Annotated in this window: 16 protein-coding genes; 9 read left to right on the top strand and 7 right to left on the bottom strand. The window is 59.3% G+C overall.

What is annotated here, in order from left to right:
• Positions 1-4 precede the first annotated feature (4 nt).
• From IVA81_RS17585 to IVA81_RS17560, 6 genes are all read left to right on the top strand, one after another.
• Positions 5-616 carry a transglutaminase-like cysteine peptidase gene (locus IVA81_RS17585; RefSeq protein WP_247320267.1) on the top strand — a complete coding sequence of 204 codons (612 nt, stop codon included), beginning with the start codon at positions 5-7 and terminating at the stop codon, positions 614-616.
• Between the two features lie 695 nt (positions 617-1311).
• On the top strand, positions 1312-2541 hold the full coding sequence (locus IVA81_RS17580) for an OpgC domain-containing protein (protein ID WP_247320266.1): 1230 nt from the start codon (positions 1312-1314) through the stop codon (positions 2539-2541).
• A gap of 40 nt (positions 2542-2581) precedes the next feature.
• Complete coding sequence (locus IVA81_RS17575) at positions 2582-3970, top strand: tetratricopeptide repeat protein (RefSeq protein ID WP_247320264.1); 1389 nt, start codon at positions 2582-2584, stop codon at positions 3968-3970.
• Between the two features lie 145 nt (positions 3971-4115).
• Positions 4116-4709 carry a DoxX family protein gene (locus IVA81_RS17570; RefSeq protein ID WP_247320261.1) on the top strand — a complete coding sequence of 198 codons (594 nt, stop codon included), beginning with the start codon at positions 4116-4118 and terminating at the stop codon, positions 4707-4709.
• Positions 4710-4795: 86 nt separating this feature from the next.
• Positions 4796-5563, top strand: a complete 768-nt coding sequence (locus IVA81_RS17565; RefSeq protein ID WP_346659397.1) for a PHB depolymerase family esterase — start codon at positions 4796-4798, stop codon at positions 5561-5563.
• Positions 5564-5911: 348 nt separating this feature from the next.
• Complete coding sequence (locus IVA81_RS17560; RefSeq protein WP_247320257.1) at positions 5912-6385, top strand: protein-disulfide reductase DsbD domain-containing protein; 474 nt, start codon at positions 5912-5914, stop codon at positions 6383-6385.
• A gap of 104 nt (positions 6386-6489) precedes the next feature.
• Here IVA81_RS17560 and IVA81_RS17555 read toward each other — a convergent pair whose 3' ends face one another.
• The 7 genes from IVA81_RS17555 to dsbD form a co-directional block, all read right to left on the bottom strand.
• Complete coding sequence (locus tag IVA81_RS17555; RefSeq protein ID WP_247320255.1) at positions 6490-7035, bottom strand: DoxX family protein; 546 nt, start codon at positions 7033-7035, stop codon at positions 6490-6492.
• A 688-nt stretch (positions 7036-7723) separates the two neighbouring features.
• Positions 7724-7879, bottom strand: a complete 156-nt coding sequence (locus IVA81_RS17550) for a hypothetical protein (protein WP_247320253.1) — start codon at positions 7877-7879, stop codon at positions 7724-7726.
• A 166-nt stretch (positions 7880-8045) separates the two neighbouring features.
• Positions 8046-8681, bottom strand: a complete 636-nt coding sequence (locus IVA81_RS17545; protein WP_247320252.1) for an NrsF family protein — start codon at positions 8679-8681, stop codon at positions 8046-8048.
• Positions 8682-8785: 104 nt separating this feature from the next.
• A complete protein-coding gene (locus IVA81_RS17540; protein ID WP_247320250.1) occupies positions 8786-9298 on the bottom strand; it encodes a DoxX family protein in 513 nt (170 codons plus the stop codon).
• A 196-nt stretch (positions 9299-9494) separates the two neighbouring features.
• The gene (locus tag IVA81_RS17535) at positions 9495-9974 is read right to left on the bottom strand and encodes a L,D-transpeptidase (protein ID WP_346015873.1); all 480 of its coding nucleotides are present in this window, start codon (positions 9972-9974) and stop codon (positions 9495-9497) included.
• Between the two features lie 219 nt (positions 9975-10193).
• Positions 10194-10841 carry a DsbA family protein gene (locus tag IVA81_RS17530; protein WP_247320248.1) on the bottom strand — a complete coding sequence of 216 codons (648 nt, stop codon included), beginning with the start codon at positions 10839-10841 and terminating at the stop codon, positions 10194-10196.
• A 25-nt stretch (positions 10842-10866) separates the two neighbouring features.
• Positions 10867-12702 carry a protein-disulfide reductase DsbD gene (gene dsbD / locus IVA81_RS17525; protein ID WP_247320246.1) on the bottom strand — a complete coding sequence of 612 codons (1836 nt, stop codon included), beginning with the start codon at positions 12700-12702 and terminating at the stop codon, positions 10867-10869.
• Positions 12703-12805: 103 nt separating this feature from the next.
• Here dsbD and IVA81_RS17520 point away from each other — a divergent pair, with 103 nt between their 5' ends.
• Genes IVA81_RS17520 through IVA81_RS17510 form a run of 3 tightly spaced genes read left to right on the top strand, consistent with a single transcriptional unit; the run spans position 12806 to position 15740 of the window.
• On the top strand, positions 12806-13471 hold the full coding sequence (locus IVA81_RS17520; RefSeq protein WP_247320244.1) for a response regulator: 666 nt from the start codon (positions 12806-12808) through the stop codon (positions 13469-13471).
• On the top strand, positions 13468-14883 hold the full coding sequence (locus IVA81_RS17515) for an ATP-binding protein (RefSeq protein ID WP_247320242.1): 1416 nt from the start codon (positions 13468-13470) through the stop codon (positions 14881-14883). Before IVA81_RS17520 ends, IVA81_RS17515 begins: the two co-directional genes overlap by 4 nt.
• Before the next feature lie 11 nt (positions 14884-14894).
• Complete coding sequence (locus IVA81_RS17510; RefSeq protein WP_247320240.1) at positions 14895-15740, top strand: hypothetical protein; 846 nt, start codon at positions 14895-14897, stop codon at positions 15738-15740.
• Positions 15741-16149 lie beyond the last annotated feature (409 nt).

The raw sequence follows: 16149 nt of genomic DNA, 5'->3' as shown, positions 1-16149 counted from the left end.
CATCATGGTCTACAAGACCGCCAATATCCTGATCACGAGCATCGCATTCCTTTTCCTGATCGTAGCCGCCAATGCCGATGAGGCGAGCCGTCGCGTCGCGATTGGCTCTGTCGTTTCGTCCCCGATGGGTTGGGTGCAGTTTTGTGCGGATAACCCGTCCGATTGCGCGCCGAAGACAACGTCGGCGCGCGACATCGTCATGACGCAAAAGGTGTGGGCAGACCTCGGACGCGTAAACAAATACGTCAACGACACGGTCAAGCCAATCACCGATAGCGACCATTGGGGCGCCATCGAAAAGTGGTCCTATCCATCAGACGGCTATGGCGACTGCGAGGACTATGTTCTTCAGAAGCGGAAGATTCTGATCGATGCGGGGTGGCCGCAAGAGTCTCTGCTCGTCACCGTGGTCCGCGACAAGAACGATGAGGGACACGCCGTCTTGACGGTGACAACGGACAAAGGCGAGTTCGTGCTCGACAATGAAATCACGGCTGTCGTTCCCTGGTACGAGACTGGTTACCGCTATATCAAGCGGCAATCCCAAACGGATTTGAATAAGTGGGTGGCCATCGGTGTGCCGGCTTCCCCGGCTGCGACCGCGACAGCACGATGATCAGCCCCGCGGCGAGCCAGATGTCGTGAATTTGCGGCCCCAGATGAGAGATGAAAGGCCACAAGCGACTTTCTGCACGCCGTTTCAAGTCAACGATGGAAGGAAATGCGTCACATCGCTGGGCACGGTCTTGCATGCCGAATTGAAACCCGCGGGCGTAAGATGTGATCGTTCTGGCTCCTGGTGGCATGAAGATCGAAGGATCACAGAATGCGGGCTATAATTTATCGAGTGTCCGCCAGATGAATACCGAAGAAGTTGCCCGAATCGGCCTCGATGCCTCGGCCGGAAGGGTCTCGTAGTCCCGGAGGCAGCAAACACGTTTGCTGCCTTCATGATTAAATACGTCCTGCCGCGGTCGACCCCGTTCGCCTGTTCGGCGCGCATATGGGAAAGTTGCTCGGAGCTCGGTAACGTTTCGTGCGCCGTGCTCCTACCAGTAGCTCCGCCCGTCATTCACTGAGATCTCCATAGGCGATCGCCTTTAACTGCCTTGAACATCCCCTGGTGCCTTCGTAAAGGGATTGCAAGGAGCTTTCGCCCGCACGGCGATTCTCTAAGCCGATAACGTCCTGAACGCCCGTCGCGCAGCTCCACGTCTCCGTACTCGCCACGGTTCAACGACTTCGGGAACTGGCCTTAAGCCTGCCTTAAGCTGACGCTCGCAAACGCCCCTCACCCAGAGGGAGCGTGAGATGTCTGACAGAAGAGTCCAGTTTACCGCCACGCCAGTCGCTTCACCGCCAGCGGTGGATGACAGCAAGCTGCGCGTGCTGCAGACGCGCTCAAGGGATGAGCGGCTCGATTTCTTCCGTGGCATCACGATGTTCATCATCTTCCTCGCTCATATGCCGGGCAACAGCTGGAACGGCTTCATTCCAGCCCGTTTCGGTTTTTCGTCGGGCGCCGAGCTATTCGTGTTCTGTTCAGGCTTTGCTAGCGCGATTGCGTTCGGTGGAACGTTTATGCGGAGCGGCATGTCAATCGGCACAGCGCGCATCATCCATCGCATTTGGCAAGTCTATTGGGCCGAGCTATGCCTCGTCCTTGCGTTGATTACGCTCGCGGCGGCCTCCGATGCGATCTTCGGTCTCGACATTCTGCGCGCCCAATTCGGTCCGCTTTTGACGGAGCCGGGACGGGCGCTCCTTGGCATCGTAACGCTGACCTGGCAACCTGATCTTCTCGACATCCTGCCGATGTATATCGCGATCCTAGCAATGGTGCCGGTCATGATCGGGGCACGCCGCATCCATCCGCTGCTGCCATTTGCCATTAGCTTCTTGTTGTATGCGGCTGTGTGGTCAACGGGGCTGAACCTCCCGGGTAACCCTTGGACCGGGAGCGGATGGTTCCTCAATCCGTTCGCGTGGCAAGCGATCTTTTTTATCGGCTTCGCCATTAAGATGGAGTGGCTTGCGGTACCGCGCCTTGCAGAACCAAAGCTCTTCCTTGCATGCGCGATCTTTGTCGCCGCATCCGTTCCCTTGTCTTTTTGGGTCATTCTCGAACGGTGGCCCGAGTTGGACAATGTGCGCGATCTCTTGCTTAACTCTCAAGAGAAGACGGATCTTCATCCTCTCCGCATCTTACACTTCTTGGCACTAGCGTATGTTGTGGTTAGCCTTATTGACCCTTGGCGGACAAAGCTCGGCAAGGGAGTGGGCCGGATGGTCACTCTGATCGGCCAGCAATCCCTCGCCACTTTTCTTGCCAGCGTTGTACTGGCCCGCTTCGGCGCGACCCTCGCAGAACTTGCGGGAGGCTCGGAGTTCGCCGTGGCTGCAATCAATTTTATCGCATTCGCGGCGCTCTATGCAGTGGCTCGGCTGGTCCGATGGTTCAAGCAATCGCCTTGGAGAGCGCCAACGCAAGCGTCTGCCCTCGATTGCCCGGGATGCATGCTCATGCGCAATGCCAATTAAAGCCGATGTTATTCTCCTACTCTCTGCTGGATGACGCCCGATGTATAATGATCTATCTGGATACGCTGTTTCGGTCACACGTGACGAAGTACGGGAAGCATGGAATGAGACCGTCGAAGCGATCTTGTCTCATGATGCGTCGGCAGCCGACCGGATCGCGCGGATTCTCGTTCTGGACCCGGACTTTGCGCTTGCGCACGCCGTAAACGGATTGATGCTTCTGTCCTTGGCTCGAGCCGATCTCGTTCCCGCCGCGGTGGTTTGCATGGATGAGGCTTGGCGCGCGCAATCGAACCGGGGCATCAACACGCGCGAGGGCCTGTTTTTGCAGGCCCTTGAGCAGTGGATTCTTGACGCGCCTCGGAAGTCCGCAACCATTCTGGAGCGCGTCCTTACGGAATATCCTTGTGACATATTGGCAATCAAACTCGCGCATATGCTGCGTTTTGCGCTGGGCGATCAGGCACAGATGCTGGCCATCTTGCAGCGGGTGGTGCCCGCATTCGGGCGGCATCATCCCTACTCCGGATATGCGCAAGGATGCCTGGCCTTCGCGCTCGAGGAGCGGCATCTGTACACCGAGGCGGAGCATGCCGGGCGGCTAGCTGTCGATCTCGCGCCGCGAGACGTCTGGGGACGACATGCGGTGGCACATGTCCTCGAAATGACCGGGCGAGCTGACGAAGGCATGGCATGGTTGTCGGATCGGGGGAAATGGTCGCATGCGAACAATTTCAGTCTCCATCTAACGTGGCATCACGCCTTGTTCAAACTGGAGGCTGGTCAGTTCGCCGAGGCGACGGCTCTTTACGATGAAAGCATGGCGGGCAACTGCTCGGACGACTATCGCGATATCGCGAGCTGTGCATCGCTACTCGCCCGGCTCGAATATGAGGGAATCGACGTCGGAAACCGTTGGGACGCTATAGCCGACCGAGCCGAAAGGCGCGCATTCGACGGGCGCCTCGTATTCGCTGACGTGCACTATGTTTTGGCATTGCTCGGTGCTGGTCGGGTGAAGAGCGCCGACGAACTCGCACGCCGTGTCGTAGACGACTCCTTTGCCAACTCAAGCGACGAGCGACGGGTCGCCGCCAGGTGTGGTGGCACGGTCGCGTGTGGCCTCCTCTCCTTCCAGGATGGAGATTATATCGCAGCTGCGAAATGGCTCTCGTCCGCCCGTTCGACCATGACCGATATCGGTGGCAGCAATGCTCAACGCGATCTATTCGAGCAAGTCTATATCGAGAGTCTCCTTCGCAGTGGTGACGAAGAACAAGCCGCAACCCTTCTCACGCATCGGCTGGCAGCGCGGATGGGGAAGAACCGGTTTGCCGTCAGCCGGCTGAATCGGCTGCAGCAAACCTCGGTACGGCTGGGCGCACTTGCGGCGCTCACAGCGGCATCAACAAAATCAACTCTCCACTGAAGCAGGAAGGTTGAATACTGCCAGCAAAGCGCAGCAAAACATGGGGCAGCCCACTGGAGGCTGCTCCTCTTTAGACTGCCTTAAGCTCGACAGCTCACGTCCTGCGTCCTTCAACGGATAGAAATTGCGGTTGTACTAGGGGAATATGATGATCGCCGGCTCAAGCAACGACCGAGACATCTTGGGAACGTTTCTCATTGGCGCAGCTGTCGCAACCGGCAACCCGGCCATTACACAGTTTGGCATAGCGGGAATCGTGTTACCTCTCGTCCTGCTTGTGGCCGTTTTGTCTTCCAAATCGCGCACGCTGCCCTTGACCGTTGGAATTCGCTGGATCGGAGCAGCTTACGTCGCCTTCATCTTTCTGTGGTATGAGCAATACAAGCTTTTTGGAGACGAAGGCAGTGTGCAGCTCTTCATAACCCTGACCGACTGGCTTGGTTTTAAGGGCCATGAAAGCGTGATGCGCATCGGTGTCGGTCTTTGCGAGATCCTGGCTTCAATACTCATCTTAACGCCGGCGCTTCAAGGATTGGGAGCGGTCGGGGCGTTGCTGCTTATGACAGGCGCGATTTTCTTCCATCTCGCGACCCCGCTGGGAGTTGATCCCTACGGCGATGGCGGCGTCTTGTTCAAGCAAGCATGCTCGGTCTGGACGTGCGCCGCGATTATCGTCTGCTGGCAATGGCGGCAGATCGCCGCGTTGGCGCGATCCATTGGAATTCCGCTTTCGGCCTGAACAGGACTGAGTGGCTCGTTCATTGCTGAGAGCCAGAACGTGACTCGGTTTATCTCTCGCTCGTCGATCTCCTCACCTTCGCGAGGATGAGTATGGGAAGGCGCCGCTTTGGCGAGGGCACGGAACATCATCGACCCCGGAACGCGGGCGTAGACAGTGCCCGCGTTGCCCGGCGGGCGGCAGGCACGATGAGACGGCTCTGTGCAGGATTGATCGTCCTGCTCGCGTCACTTCCATGGAGAGCGAGCTTCGGATGCGGCGCTACAAGCGATTGCCTCGTAACCGAGGGCAGCTATCGGATTCGGCTCCCGACGAACGCGTCTGGCCGCCAGCTTGGAGCCGTTATCTACTTTCACGGATGGCAACAGGCCGCCGAAGACGTCATGAGCGATGCGTCCCTGGCGGCCACGGCGGAGCGTCTCGGAATCGCTCTCGTGGCGCTCAACGGTGAACAGAAGACATGGTCGTTTCCTTCGTCGCCAACGCATCACCGCGACGATTTTGAGTACGTCCACGCCGTTGTTGACGACCTCGTCGAGCACTTTCCAATCGACCGGAAGCGTCTGCTTGGCGCAGGATTTTCGCAGGGCGCGTCCATGATGTGGTATTTGGCCTGCCGGGAACCTCGCCTGTTTGCGGCATTCGCGCCGATGTCCGGTGCCTTCTGGCGCCTGCGCCAAATCAATGTGCGGCACCTCTCCCGGTTCTTCTCCATCTGCATGGACTGGCCGACAAGACTGTTCCGGTCGAGGGACGAGAAGTGGAGCCAGGCATTCGGCAAGATAGTGTGCGCGACAGCTTCTCTATCCTGGGAAAGACTGCAGTCCTCCATGCTGCAGAGCCAGCACACCTAACCGGAAGCGAAGACCTTCATTTGGTATGCCAACGCTCGGCTCGGCGAGCCGACGGTGGCGTCTTGGAGCTCTGCCTGCATGCCGGCGGTCATTTTCCGATTGCCGGATGGGTCGAACACGCCTGGCGCGCGATCCCGAATTGAGGGGAGCGTCGTCGAGAATAGATGCCTCGGTCGATCGCCGAGAGGGCGTGTTCCCTATGCTCGCCAGGCGCCGCCGCTCCACGCCGCGGCCTTAGCTACAAGCCGATAGCGCTTAAGGCTGCCTTAAGCCGAAGCAACCACACACCGCCCCAGGAAACTTGAGGGAGTTTCGATGTCCCATAGAAGGGCTTTGTTCGCGGTTGTCTTGGCAGCATCACCGATCGCGGTGGGGGCCGGCGCCGCCTTCCTGCCGCGCCAGCCGGACGAGGCTTTCGTAATGAACGTCCAGCGGGATGAGGAAGAAGTCGGGCTCGAACTCACATGGACGATTGCCCCGGGTTATTATCTGTATCGCGACGAGATTAGCGCCACGCTCGACGGACGCATGATCAAGCTGGCGACTTCGAAAGGACAATTCGAAGGTTTCGGTCCATACCGCATTTCAGGAATACGCGAGGTGTATCGAGGCCTCGCATTGGCTGACACGGTGGGTGAACAACTGCCAGAGAGGGGAGTGTTGATTGTCACGTACAAGGGCTGCGGCCAGGACACGTTCTGCTATCCGCCGATTCGTAAGGCAATCGACTTATCAACACTGTCGATCGTTCCGCCGCAAAGCGAAAGTCTTGCTGATGCCGCCGGCTCCGTGGATGACGCTTCGCGCCGCCTACAGGAATAGAAAGACCCTCCAGGCGCTGTTTCTTTGCTTCGCGCATGCCAATCGGCCCGATGCGCTGCCTCCGCGTCCCTACCGCGGAGGCAGCGATGACCTCCTTTGTTGATTTAATCGTCGCGACCATCATGTTGGACACGCCGCTTCACTCGGCGCGCCAGCCACCGATCGACTGAGAGCGGTCCGCTCCCGCCCACGACGAGCGCCATGAGGCAGGCAAGGTAGAGCAGATCCGTTTCATAGCCGGGTTGGCCAAAGCGCGCCCCCGTCGCTTCGATTGCTTGCAGCTTTATGGAAGAAAAGCCGTATTGAAGGTGCACGGTGAAGATCGCGACCAGCAGCACAATGGCCATCGGAATGCTGACGAGCGGCACGAGTGCGCCGATCGCAACACAAGCACCTCCGATTATTTCCGTCCAGATCGTGAGCAACGCGAGCGTCTTGGCAGCAGGTAAGCCCATCGCATGCAGAATTCCCGTGAAATTGTCGGGACCTCGTAAGAGCTTGGCAAAGCCGTGTTCCGCAAAGCCGTATCCGACGATAAGACGAAGAGGTACGGGAGCCCAACGCGCAACCGATAACGAGATGAAAGTCTGTCCTTTGGCGATCATCTCGAGAATGCTGTGATTGGGATAGGGGGCGTTCGACCTGGGCATGTATGGCTCACTTTGTAATGAAGGTAGATCGCCGACTCGATTTCTGCGTCTATAAGAGAGAGTCTGCGCGATCAACGGCACGCTATTCGACACAAACGTCGAGAGTGTGATTCGAGCGTCTTGCATGCTTTCAAAACCGGGTGAGGCGTTCGATATGATCCTCAGGCATTTCTTGAATGGCCAGTATAGGGATTTTGGTCGTTGCGAGAGCAGCGAGAAAGCACAAGCATGCTGCCATCAACCGTGAGTTCAACAGTGGCCAACGCGACCCTCCAATTCAACGGCGAGCCGCCGATTTCTGTTGCGCCGCACCGACGTTGACGCGCGCGGCGGCGATTGCACCGGGGAGATCTGACCATCGCGCCTCAAGCTTGGCTTAAGCTAAGCTCATCACCGCCAAACGGGCGCGTCCTTGCCGGGAGAGGTTTTTGTATGAAGCGTAGGGTCTTCTTGGCACTCGCCCCCGGTATGGCGCTGTTGCCCCGCTTCGTTTCGATCCAATCAGGCTGGGCCGTTCCAAAGGGGACGGAGATGGATGCCATCGCCCGCGACCGGACCTGCCGAATGCAGGCAATCCCCAAGGCGATGTCACAATTGCGGCCTTCTCCGATTACCATTGTCCTTTCTACAAAGTGAACAAACGCAATCTCGATAAGCTCGTCAAGGACGATGGAAACATCCGGTTGGTCTACAAGGATTGACCAATCCTGAGCTTGGCGTCGATGGCGCGCGGCTCGCTCTCGCCGCAAAGTATCAAGGCCGATACGTCGCGGTACATAGCGCGATGATGGCAACTCCCGGCGGTGAAAGCATCAGAGAACAGATGCTGGCGGCCGTTCTTCAAACGTGCCTGCTCCTGTTCGAGGGAACGCCCACCTTTTAAAATAGTGATATTGTCTACAATAGTCTTTCTTACGACGGTTTTCGTAGTGCAGTGGCCAGCGTGCGCGATCCCGCAGCATCGAAACGATCGTAAGTGCCGTCATGCTGCGCGCGATTTGGCTCAGCATCTACCACCGAAGATAACGCAAGCCGGCGAGGTAACCCGACAGAACCAGAATTCCTGTTGCGAGGGGATACCAGGTGATCACAAAGAGCGGGCTGTCATCAAAGCAATTGGTGGCATAGAAGGTCGCTGCAATTCCGCTGGCGGCAAGGCCCGCGAGTGCACCACTAAGCCCTGGATTAGCCGGTGCGCCCCGCCGCAAGGCGCGGATAAACAGGACCAAAGGCACGGAGCCGAGGGTCGGGATGATGGTCATGCAGTTGACTGAATTCGATCCGATGGCCTTTGTCAGCCACTCAGAGCTCGGCACGACGACGAGTTCGACTAGGGCGCTTAAGACCAACAGTAGCGCGGGCGCAAGGAGCAGCCGTCCCCACCGTGCTGGTGACGATAATGGCGTTGTATTCCGGAAAGTCCCTCCTACGGCAAGAACTGCGACTGGAACGACAATCACGAACTTCAAGACAAAGCGCACGGTGCCCAAAGCCCATGCGATGTCCTGGCGAAATCCGATAGCCGAAAAGAATATCAGAGCCACAAGTGACGTACCGAGGAGCAAAGCGGCCGCCAGAAGCCAGCCGGCGCGGGGCCCGATCATACGATCGGCAGCCAGTCCCCTAATGAGCTCCTCGGTCGTCACGGCAGGGTTTTCCCTTGTTTGGCGGTGCGAGTTCTGCTCCGCTTCGTGCTCATTCGTCTGAACGCGAAGGCCTCACCTTGCTATTCGCAACATGAGGAGCATTGTTACAAGGTGCGGGGGCTTACCCCGCTCCCAGGAGAAAGCTGCATTGCTCGCAAGCGCGCTTTCTCGATCCAGCGATCAAGCGACAGCCGCCCGGCACCGCCGAAGGTCAGGGTGGCCAAGCCACCGAGATACAGTAGAAGAATCTCGTAACCGACTGGCCCGAATTTCGTGCCGGATTCCGTCACTTGCACCAGCTTCACCGAGAAGAACCCGTAAGGGAGATGGATGGTGAAGAGAGCCGTTAGCAGCACGACGGCCAAAGGAATGCTGGCAATTGGGATCAGGAGGCCTGCGAAGACCGATGCGCCACCTAATATCTCGACAGCCGTTGTGACCCACGCCGCGACTTCTGGCATGGGAACGCCCAGGGTATGCAGGACGACGGCAAATGTGTCCGGTCCGCGCGTTAGTTTGGCAAAGCCGTGAGCCATGAAGCCGTAGCCGACGATCAAGCGGATGGGCAGAGGCGCCCAGTCGCGAAGCGGTTCCGTGAATTGCGTCAGAGAGCGCATGAGGGGGATCCTAACGAAGGTTGCGATCTCTCCAGAGGGACGAGGCACCTTAAGCGCAGCTGAAGAAGCCCCTACGGGTCGCTTTCGTGAACGAGCTTGTGATGCCGAGGTCGCCCCAGGCAACGGCGCAACGACCTTGAGCCGGCCAGTCCAGCGAGCTGCAAGCGCCTACAAGGACCTCGGCTAGCCCCGTTGGCTATAGCACGACCACTTTCGTCCCGAGCGGTATGCGCGAATAGAGGTCGATAACATCCTGATTCATCATGCGGATGCAGCCCGAGGATACGGCCTTGCCGATGCTGTCCGGCTCGGTCGTGCCATGAATTCGGTAACGCGTGTCCTTGCCGTCTTTGAAGAGATAGAGGGCCCGCGCGCCAAGTGGATTACCCGCGCCGCCCTCCATCCCTTTCGCCCACTTCGCGTACCGTTCGGGCTGGCGCGCGATCATGGCGCTGGTTGGCGTCCAATGGGGCCATTCGCGCTTATCTTGCACGATCCCCGTGCCGGAGAACGCCAGTCCCTCACGTCCAACGCCTACGCCGTAGCGCGTCGCCTGACCATCTTTCTGGACAAGATAGAGAAAGCGCTTGTGCGGGTCGACGACAATTGTACCAGCCGGATAAGGTGAACGATAGGCAACCGTCTGTCTCAGAAACTGAGGATCGATGTGGGACACGTCGATCTCATCGACTGGAAATGTTTCCGATCGGAGGCTCGCGTACTGGGCAGACGCTCCGGACGCCGTTGGCAGGAACGATGAGCTCGCAACCGGCCCTCCGGTCACCGAGCAGCCAGCCAGCACAGCAGACAACGCGCACGCGGATACGACCAGACGCATGCGACGACAAACGGAAAACCTCTGCATAAATGTGATGCTTTCAAACAATGTGAGTGGTTACTTCGTTTTTTGGCTTTTTTGGCGCGCGCGGGCGTCGGCCACCACCCGCACGAACCCCTGTTCATTCAAGGCCTGGTTCACTTTGAAGGGACCCACGAGAAATCCAGGCGTTCCTTGGAGGCCGATCGCTTCGGCAATGTTCAGATTGCGCTTAACCAGGCGTGCAATATCGTCTGCATGTGTAGCCATGTCGGAATCGAGCTGCGCGACGTCGACCCCCGCGTTGTGGGTCGCCTCAATCATCTTTTCCTGCTCGACCCCGTATCCATCAATGTTCATGAGGGCATGATGAACGGGGAGGTACTTCCCTTGATACTTCGCTCCCAGGGCGAGACGTGCGCCGATGATGGATGTCGGGTGCAGGATCGGCCAATCCTTGTATACCAACCGAATATTGCCGTCGGCCTTGACGACCTTCTCGAGTGGCTTCGCCGCCCCTTTGCAATAGGGACAATTGTAGTCAAAAAAGTCGACGATCGTCAGGTCACCATTTGGATTGCCGCCCGTCGGCGTTTCCGGATCGTTGAAGATCATGTCCCGCGTGATTTCGTTCTCATCAGCAAGAGCCGCCGACGGCATGACGAGAATGCTCGATGAAAGAGCCGCGAGCCGCAGAAATTGTGAGCGCGAAACGATGTTGGTCAAGGAAAACCTCCTTTGAGACGAGCGGTTAGGCCCGAACGGCTTTCGCCAGCTTGCTTAGAAATGCCGAGATGCCGACGTCGCCGACGATCCTTGCTTCTTGGATCTCGCGGCCTTCCGGACTGATAAAGACGATGGTCGGCGGGCCAACCACCCCGAACCGCTTCATCAGGTCCTTGCTGTCGCGATCGAAATGCGTGAGGTCAGCCCGCACCAGCAGGAAGTTGCGAAATGCTTGCCTCACGGGCTCCTGCGAGAAGACGTTGCGCTCCATGAGCTTGCACTCGGTGCACCACTCTGCAGAGAAATCGACCATAATCGTCCGTCCCTGCTTCCGGGCAAGTTCGACGGCATCGTCGAGATCCGCCACGTTCGTAACGGTTCGAAAGTTATTGGTCGCCAGATGCAGTCCGTCGGAGGCCCCCGTCGCATTTGCAGGAGCCGTGACGAGGCCGGCTGCAGCTAACGGCTGGAGTGGTTCGTAGATCGCCATCCCCGCGCCCCCAGCGAGCGCGCAGCCATAAGCAAGACTCAGCGCGCCAACCACGGCTGCCGCAACATGGACGTTGTTGCGCGGCCTTGCGCGTATCCAAGCGGCGAGGAAGTAGCCTCCGATGGCGAGAAACAACGCACCCCACACCGCCGCCATCAGGCGGACCGGCAGGACGCGCGACAACATCCAAACGGCGAGCGCCAGGAATACGAAGCCGAAGATGTGCTTGGTGCGCATCAACCAGGCACCGGAACGAGGAAGCACCTTGGCGCCAAGGACGCCGAATGCGACGAGCGGAAGGCCCATGCCAAGACCGAGCGCGAACAGGGCAAGCGATCCATGCAGCACTTGTCCGGTCTGCCCCACATAGATCAAAGCGGCTGCGAGCGGCGGCGTGACACAGGGGCCGACGATCAGCGCGGAGCCAAAACCGAGCGCAGCTGCACCCCCGACCGAGCCCTTGTTTCCGGCAGATTGCGCCAGCCTTGCCGTCCATGATTGCGGAAGTTGGAGCTCGAACAGGCCAAACATGGACAACGCGAGCGCCACAAATACGAGGCTCATTACGAAGATCGCTGCAGGCGTCTGCAAGACGGCCTGTAGGTTTTCTCCTGACCATGCCGCAAAGATGCCAAGGGTGCCGTAGGCCGCGGCCATCGCCAGGACATAGGCCGACGAAAGCACAAAGCTTCGCCCGAGCGACAGCTGGCCTTCCGTGCGTGCCAGCATGCCCGACATGATCGGGATCATCGGAAACACGCAAGGCGTCAACGACAGCAATATGCCGAAGCCAAGAAAAGCAAACATCGTCGAGATCAGGCTGCGGCCGCGGAGCGCCGCTGTTTCGTCCTCCGCTCCGCTTACCGCCTCCGCCGTCCCGACGGCTTGCGCCTGATCCGCGCTCTGATCGCCCTGGGCGACCGCTGCCGGTGCATCCGCCGCATCGCTGACCAACAGCGTTGGAAGATCAATTGCCTTGGAGATGGGCGGGTAACAGATGACGTTCTCGGCGCATCCCTGATAGGTCACCGTAAGCGTGGTTTTCTTGTTCAGGACGCCAGCAGGCACCGTTGCCGTCGTTGACCCGTGATAGACTTCGGTCGGGCCAAAATTGGGGTCGTCCTTGGGCTCCCCTGGAGCGGTGTCAATCGCAACCGGCTGCCCGTCTACCGAGGCTTGGATCCGGTCCCGATAAAGGTAGTGCCCGGGTAGGATCGACCAGTCTACACGCACGTCCCCATTGTCCGTCGCTTCCGCGTGGAACCGGAAGGCCTGATCCGGCGGCGTAATTCCCCCAGCGGCAGCAGGCAGGATACCCGCGATAAAGCCGAGGACCAGTGTAACAAATCCGAGATTGCGGACGTATGCCATGAAGACCCTTCCGTGACGAACGGAGGGTCCCGTGACGCGGCTACCTTAAGCCAGCCTTAAGGTTGGCCGCCGAGAGGAGCTGCAACGACAGGAGCGGGCGCAGATGCGGATTCTCGTGGTCGAGGACGACATGGTTCTCGCCAATGGTCTAAAGGTCGGTCTCGGCCTGCAGGGCGCTACCCTCGACGTCGTTTCGAGCTGTGCCGATGGACAGGCCGCCCTTGCCGTCGATACGTTTGATGCGGTGGTTCTCGATGTCATGCTCCCAGATGGATCAGGACTTGACCTCCTGGCGTCTTTACGTGCCAAGGGCGATCGAATCCCCGTTCTTCTCCTGACGGCACTTGATGAAGTCTCGGACCGCATCAAGGGATTGGATTCGGGCGCCGACGACTATTTGGGTAAGCCCTTTGATCTGAATGAGCTTGCCGCGCGGGTCCGGGCAATCAGCCGCCGCCAGGAAGGACGGGCAGTCTCCTCGGTATCGCACAATGGCCTAACGCTCGACCTCGCGCGCTTGACGGCGTCGGTGGATGGGGCAGACATCGCCTTGTCGCGTCGCGAGTTTGCGATCCTTTCGGCGCTCATGGATCGCCCGGGCGTGGTTTTTTCCAAGAGCGATCTCGAGGCCAGGCTCTACGGCTGGCAAGAGGAGATCGAGAGCAACACCGTTGAAGTGCACGTCCACAAGCTGCGTGCAAAGATCGGGCGGTCCCGGATCGAAACTATTCGCGGCATCGGATATCGCATGAGGTCGGACGCAGCATGAACTCACTCAGGCGCAGGCTGTTTTTCATCCTAGTTACCGCAACCGGCCTCATCTGGCTCGCCGCCACGTGCTGGGTCTATATCGGAACGACACGGGAGGTTGAAAATGTGCTCGACTCCCGTCTGCAGGAAGCGGCCCGAATGGTCCTCTCTCTGGCATCAACCAATGGCGCCGGCTCATTTCAGAAGGATGCCGATGCCAGCCATGCTGGCGATCTTCTCAGCTATGAGCGCCAGCTCTCATGCCAGATCTGGTCGCTCGATGGCCGTCTCGTGGCACGGTCCAGCGGTACACCCAGTGAAAAGCTGAGTGACACGCGGACAGGGTTCTCCGAGCGCACAATCAAGGGCGAGACGTGGCGCGTCTTCACAGCTGAAGATCCCGCCAAAAATGTGCGGGTTCTGGTCGGTGATCGACTGGGTTTGCGAGAGGCGTTTGTAACCGACATTATCAAAGGTCTGGCGGCGCCCATGCTGCTGACCATTCCCCTTCTGGCGTTGCTGATCTGGGTGAGTCTCAATCGGGGTCTCAGGCCGCTACAAATTTTGGCAGAGGACCTCAAGAGACGTGACGCCGATGACATGACCCCACTCCGGACGCCCGGCGTTCCGACCGAAATTCAGCCGATGGTCACCTCACTCAACAATCTGTTTGGGCGCGTAGACGACGCGCTACGTCACGAACGTGATATCACGGCGTTTGCGGCGCACGAACTCCGTACCCCGCTTGCGGGTTTGCGCACGCAAACCCAGATCGCGATGTCTGCCACTGAACCGGGCGTCCGTGATGCGGCCCTTCGTCAAATCATGTTCTCCGTTGACCGGACGACACGGCTGGTCCGCCAGCTGCTCACGATCGCCAGGCTCGATTCTGAGCGTGGTGTACCTCTCACGCCCGTGCGCCTCGGCGATGTCCTGGACGAAATGCTGGCGGCGCTGCCGGCCGCGGACCGAGAGGCGGACGTCGTAATCGATCCGGAATTGCAATTGACCGTCGCCACGACAAGCCGTGACGCTCTCCTTCTGGCGGTCCGCAACTTGCATGAAAACGCCGTTCGACATATGCCACAACGCGGGACCATCCGCTGGTCATCGGAACGCACCGCCGACGGCACGGTGCTCTATGTCGAGGACACCGGTCCCGGGATCGCGGAAGACGAGCTTGGGCTGGTCACCAACCGCTTCTTCCGCGGGCGCAATAAGACGGCGCTTGGCAGCGGTCTTGGCCTCTCCATTGTCACACTGGCGCTGCGGGCAGGGGGCGCGCAGCTCCGCTTAAAGAACCGCTCCGATGGACCTGGCCTGCGCGCGGAAATCCTTTGGCCGTCGCGGTCACGCCCTTCTGCATCTACTGGAGGGGAGGGGTCGCATGCCTATACTCCGCTTTCCGCCTCCAATCCTTTGCCGGCCTGAGGCAACGCGCGATGGCTTATTCGTTTCATAGCGACCCGGTCGCCGCTGCCACCGAACACTCTGCGACAGGGAAGATCGCGGAAATCTTTGAAGATATCCGTCAGACGCTCGACGTTGAGGTCGTGAACCTGATCTGGCGCCACCTCGCGACGATACCCGGCGGACTTGAGTGGGTCTGGACATCGCTAAAACCGCTCTACCAGGGCGCCGCCGTCGGCCCTGCGGCGTACATTCGCACGCACCTCCCTCTTCCCCCCGTTCCTGCCATTTCGCGCGACGCGCTGCGCGCGGCCGGTATCGACAACGGGGCCCTTACGGCGATCGGCGAGGTCTTGGACAGCTATCAACACACCAACGCGCTGGCGCTCGTTTGCCTTTCAGCTTTTCTGGCGCGGTTCGATCGGGCTATGCCACCGCTGGAGACGGGCGAGCGACTGACTGAAAGCGTGAGCGCATACATGGCTCCGGGGCGCGCCGCGCTACCACAGCTCATTCCCTTGGCCGAGATGCCTGGCGCGCTCGCTAGTCTTGTTCATGAATTAAACGGATTTGGCGAAGATAAAGATCCAGCTCTCACCGCCAGTATGTATCGGCATCTTGCGCACTGGCCAGCCTATCTTGTGATGGTCAGGACAATTCTCGCTCCGCTCCATGAATCCGGTGAACTTGCATCCCTTGTAGCCGCCACGCGGCGGCTGGGAGACCAAGCCGGCGCGCAGGCGGCAGGCGCAATTCCAACGTTGATGTCACGGCAACCGATCGAGCCGGCTCTGACAGCTGTTCGGCGCTTTGTCCGTCATCCCATCGCTCGCATGACCGGCATTTGTTCGCTTATTCGCCACGCAACGCCGACCTAGCTAGCCTGACCCGGCCGCGTCCCGCGCGATGGCTTGAACACAGCGTCCAGCTCGGTTGCGAGCGTCAGGAGAGCGGCGCCGGCCCCCGCCTTGTATGGTGCGAAGATCGAGGTAGGCGTACGATACGACAGCGTTGCGGCGCCTTCGGCGTTCTCCGTCAAATAGGGCCGGATCGGAGCTTCGATGCTCGCCGGGACGCTGGCGGCTAGCAGGCGACGGGCAAAATCATTGCGGAAGACGCCGAGGACCCGGTTACCGGCGATGTGATGCCCCGCGATATCGCGCCCTCGGAGGCGCTGGCGGAATTGACTGTCATTCGGCCTGCAATATTGACCCCCTGAGCCGGGGGATCGGCGTCCAAAATTGACCCCCTACAGATTGGTCTGTTGCGCTGCCTGCTTCGTAACAA

Source organism: Bradyrhizobium sp. 141, assembly GCF_023074055.1.
GTDB lineage: Bacteria > Pseudomonadota > Alphaproteobacteria > Rhizobiales > Xanthobacteraceae > Bradyrhizobium.
This window is presented reverse-complemented; position numbering and strand designations above follow the sequence as displayed.

Bases quoted from the DNA above. Each gene is read 5' to 3' on its own strand.
- IVA81_RS17585 (WP_247320267.1), top strand. From the start codon at position 5: ATGGTCTACAAGACCGCCAATATCCTGATCACGAGCATCGCATTCCTT.
- IVA81_RS17580 (WP_247320266.1), top strand. From the start codon at position 1,312: ATGTCTGACAGAAGAGTCCAGTTTACCGCCACGCCAGTCGCTTCACCG.
- IVA81_RS17575 (WP_247320264.1), top strand. From the start codon at position 2,582: ATGTATAATGATCTATCTGGATACGCTGTTTCGGTCACACGTGACGAA.
- IVA81_RS17570 (WP_247320261.1), top strand. From the start codon at position 4,116: ATGATGATCGCCGGCTCAAGCAACGACCGAGACATCTTGGGAACGTTT.
- IVA81_RS17565 (WP_346659397.1), top strand. From the start codon at position 4,796: ATGAGTATGGGAAGGCGCCGCTTTGGCGAGGGCACGGAACATCATCGA.
- IVA81_RS17555 (WP_247320255.1), bottom strand. From the start codon at position 7,035: ATGCCCAGGTCGAACGCCCCCTATCCCAATCACAGCATTCTCGAGATG.
- IVA81_RS17540 (WP_247320250.1), bottom strand. From the start codon at position 9,298: ATGCGCTCTCTGACGCAATTCACGGAACCGCTTCGCGACTGGGCGCCT.
- dsbD (WP_247320246.1), bottom strand. From the start codon at position 12,702: ATGGCATACGTCCGCAATCTCGGATTTGTTACACTGGTCCTCGGCTTT.
- IVA81_RS17520 (WP_247320244.1), top strand. From the start codon at position 12,806: ATGCGGATTCTCGTGGTCGAGGACGACATGGTTCTCGCCAATGGTCTA.
- IVA81_RS17515 (WP_247320242.1), top strand. From the start codon at position 13,468: ATGAACTCACTCAGGCGCAGGCTGTTTTTCATCCTAGTTACCGCAACC.
- IVA81_RS17510 (WP_247320240.1), top strand. From the start codon at position 14,895: ATGGCTTATTCGTTTCATAGCGACCCGGTCGCCGCTGCCACCGAACAC.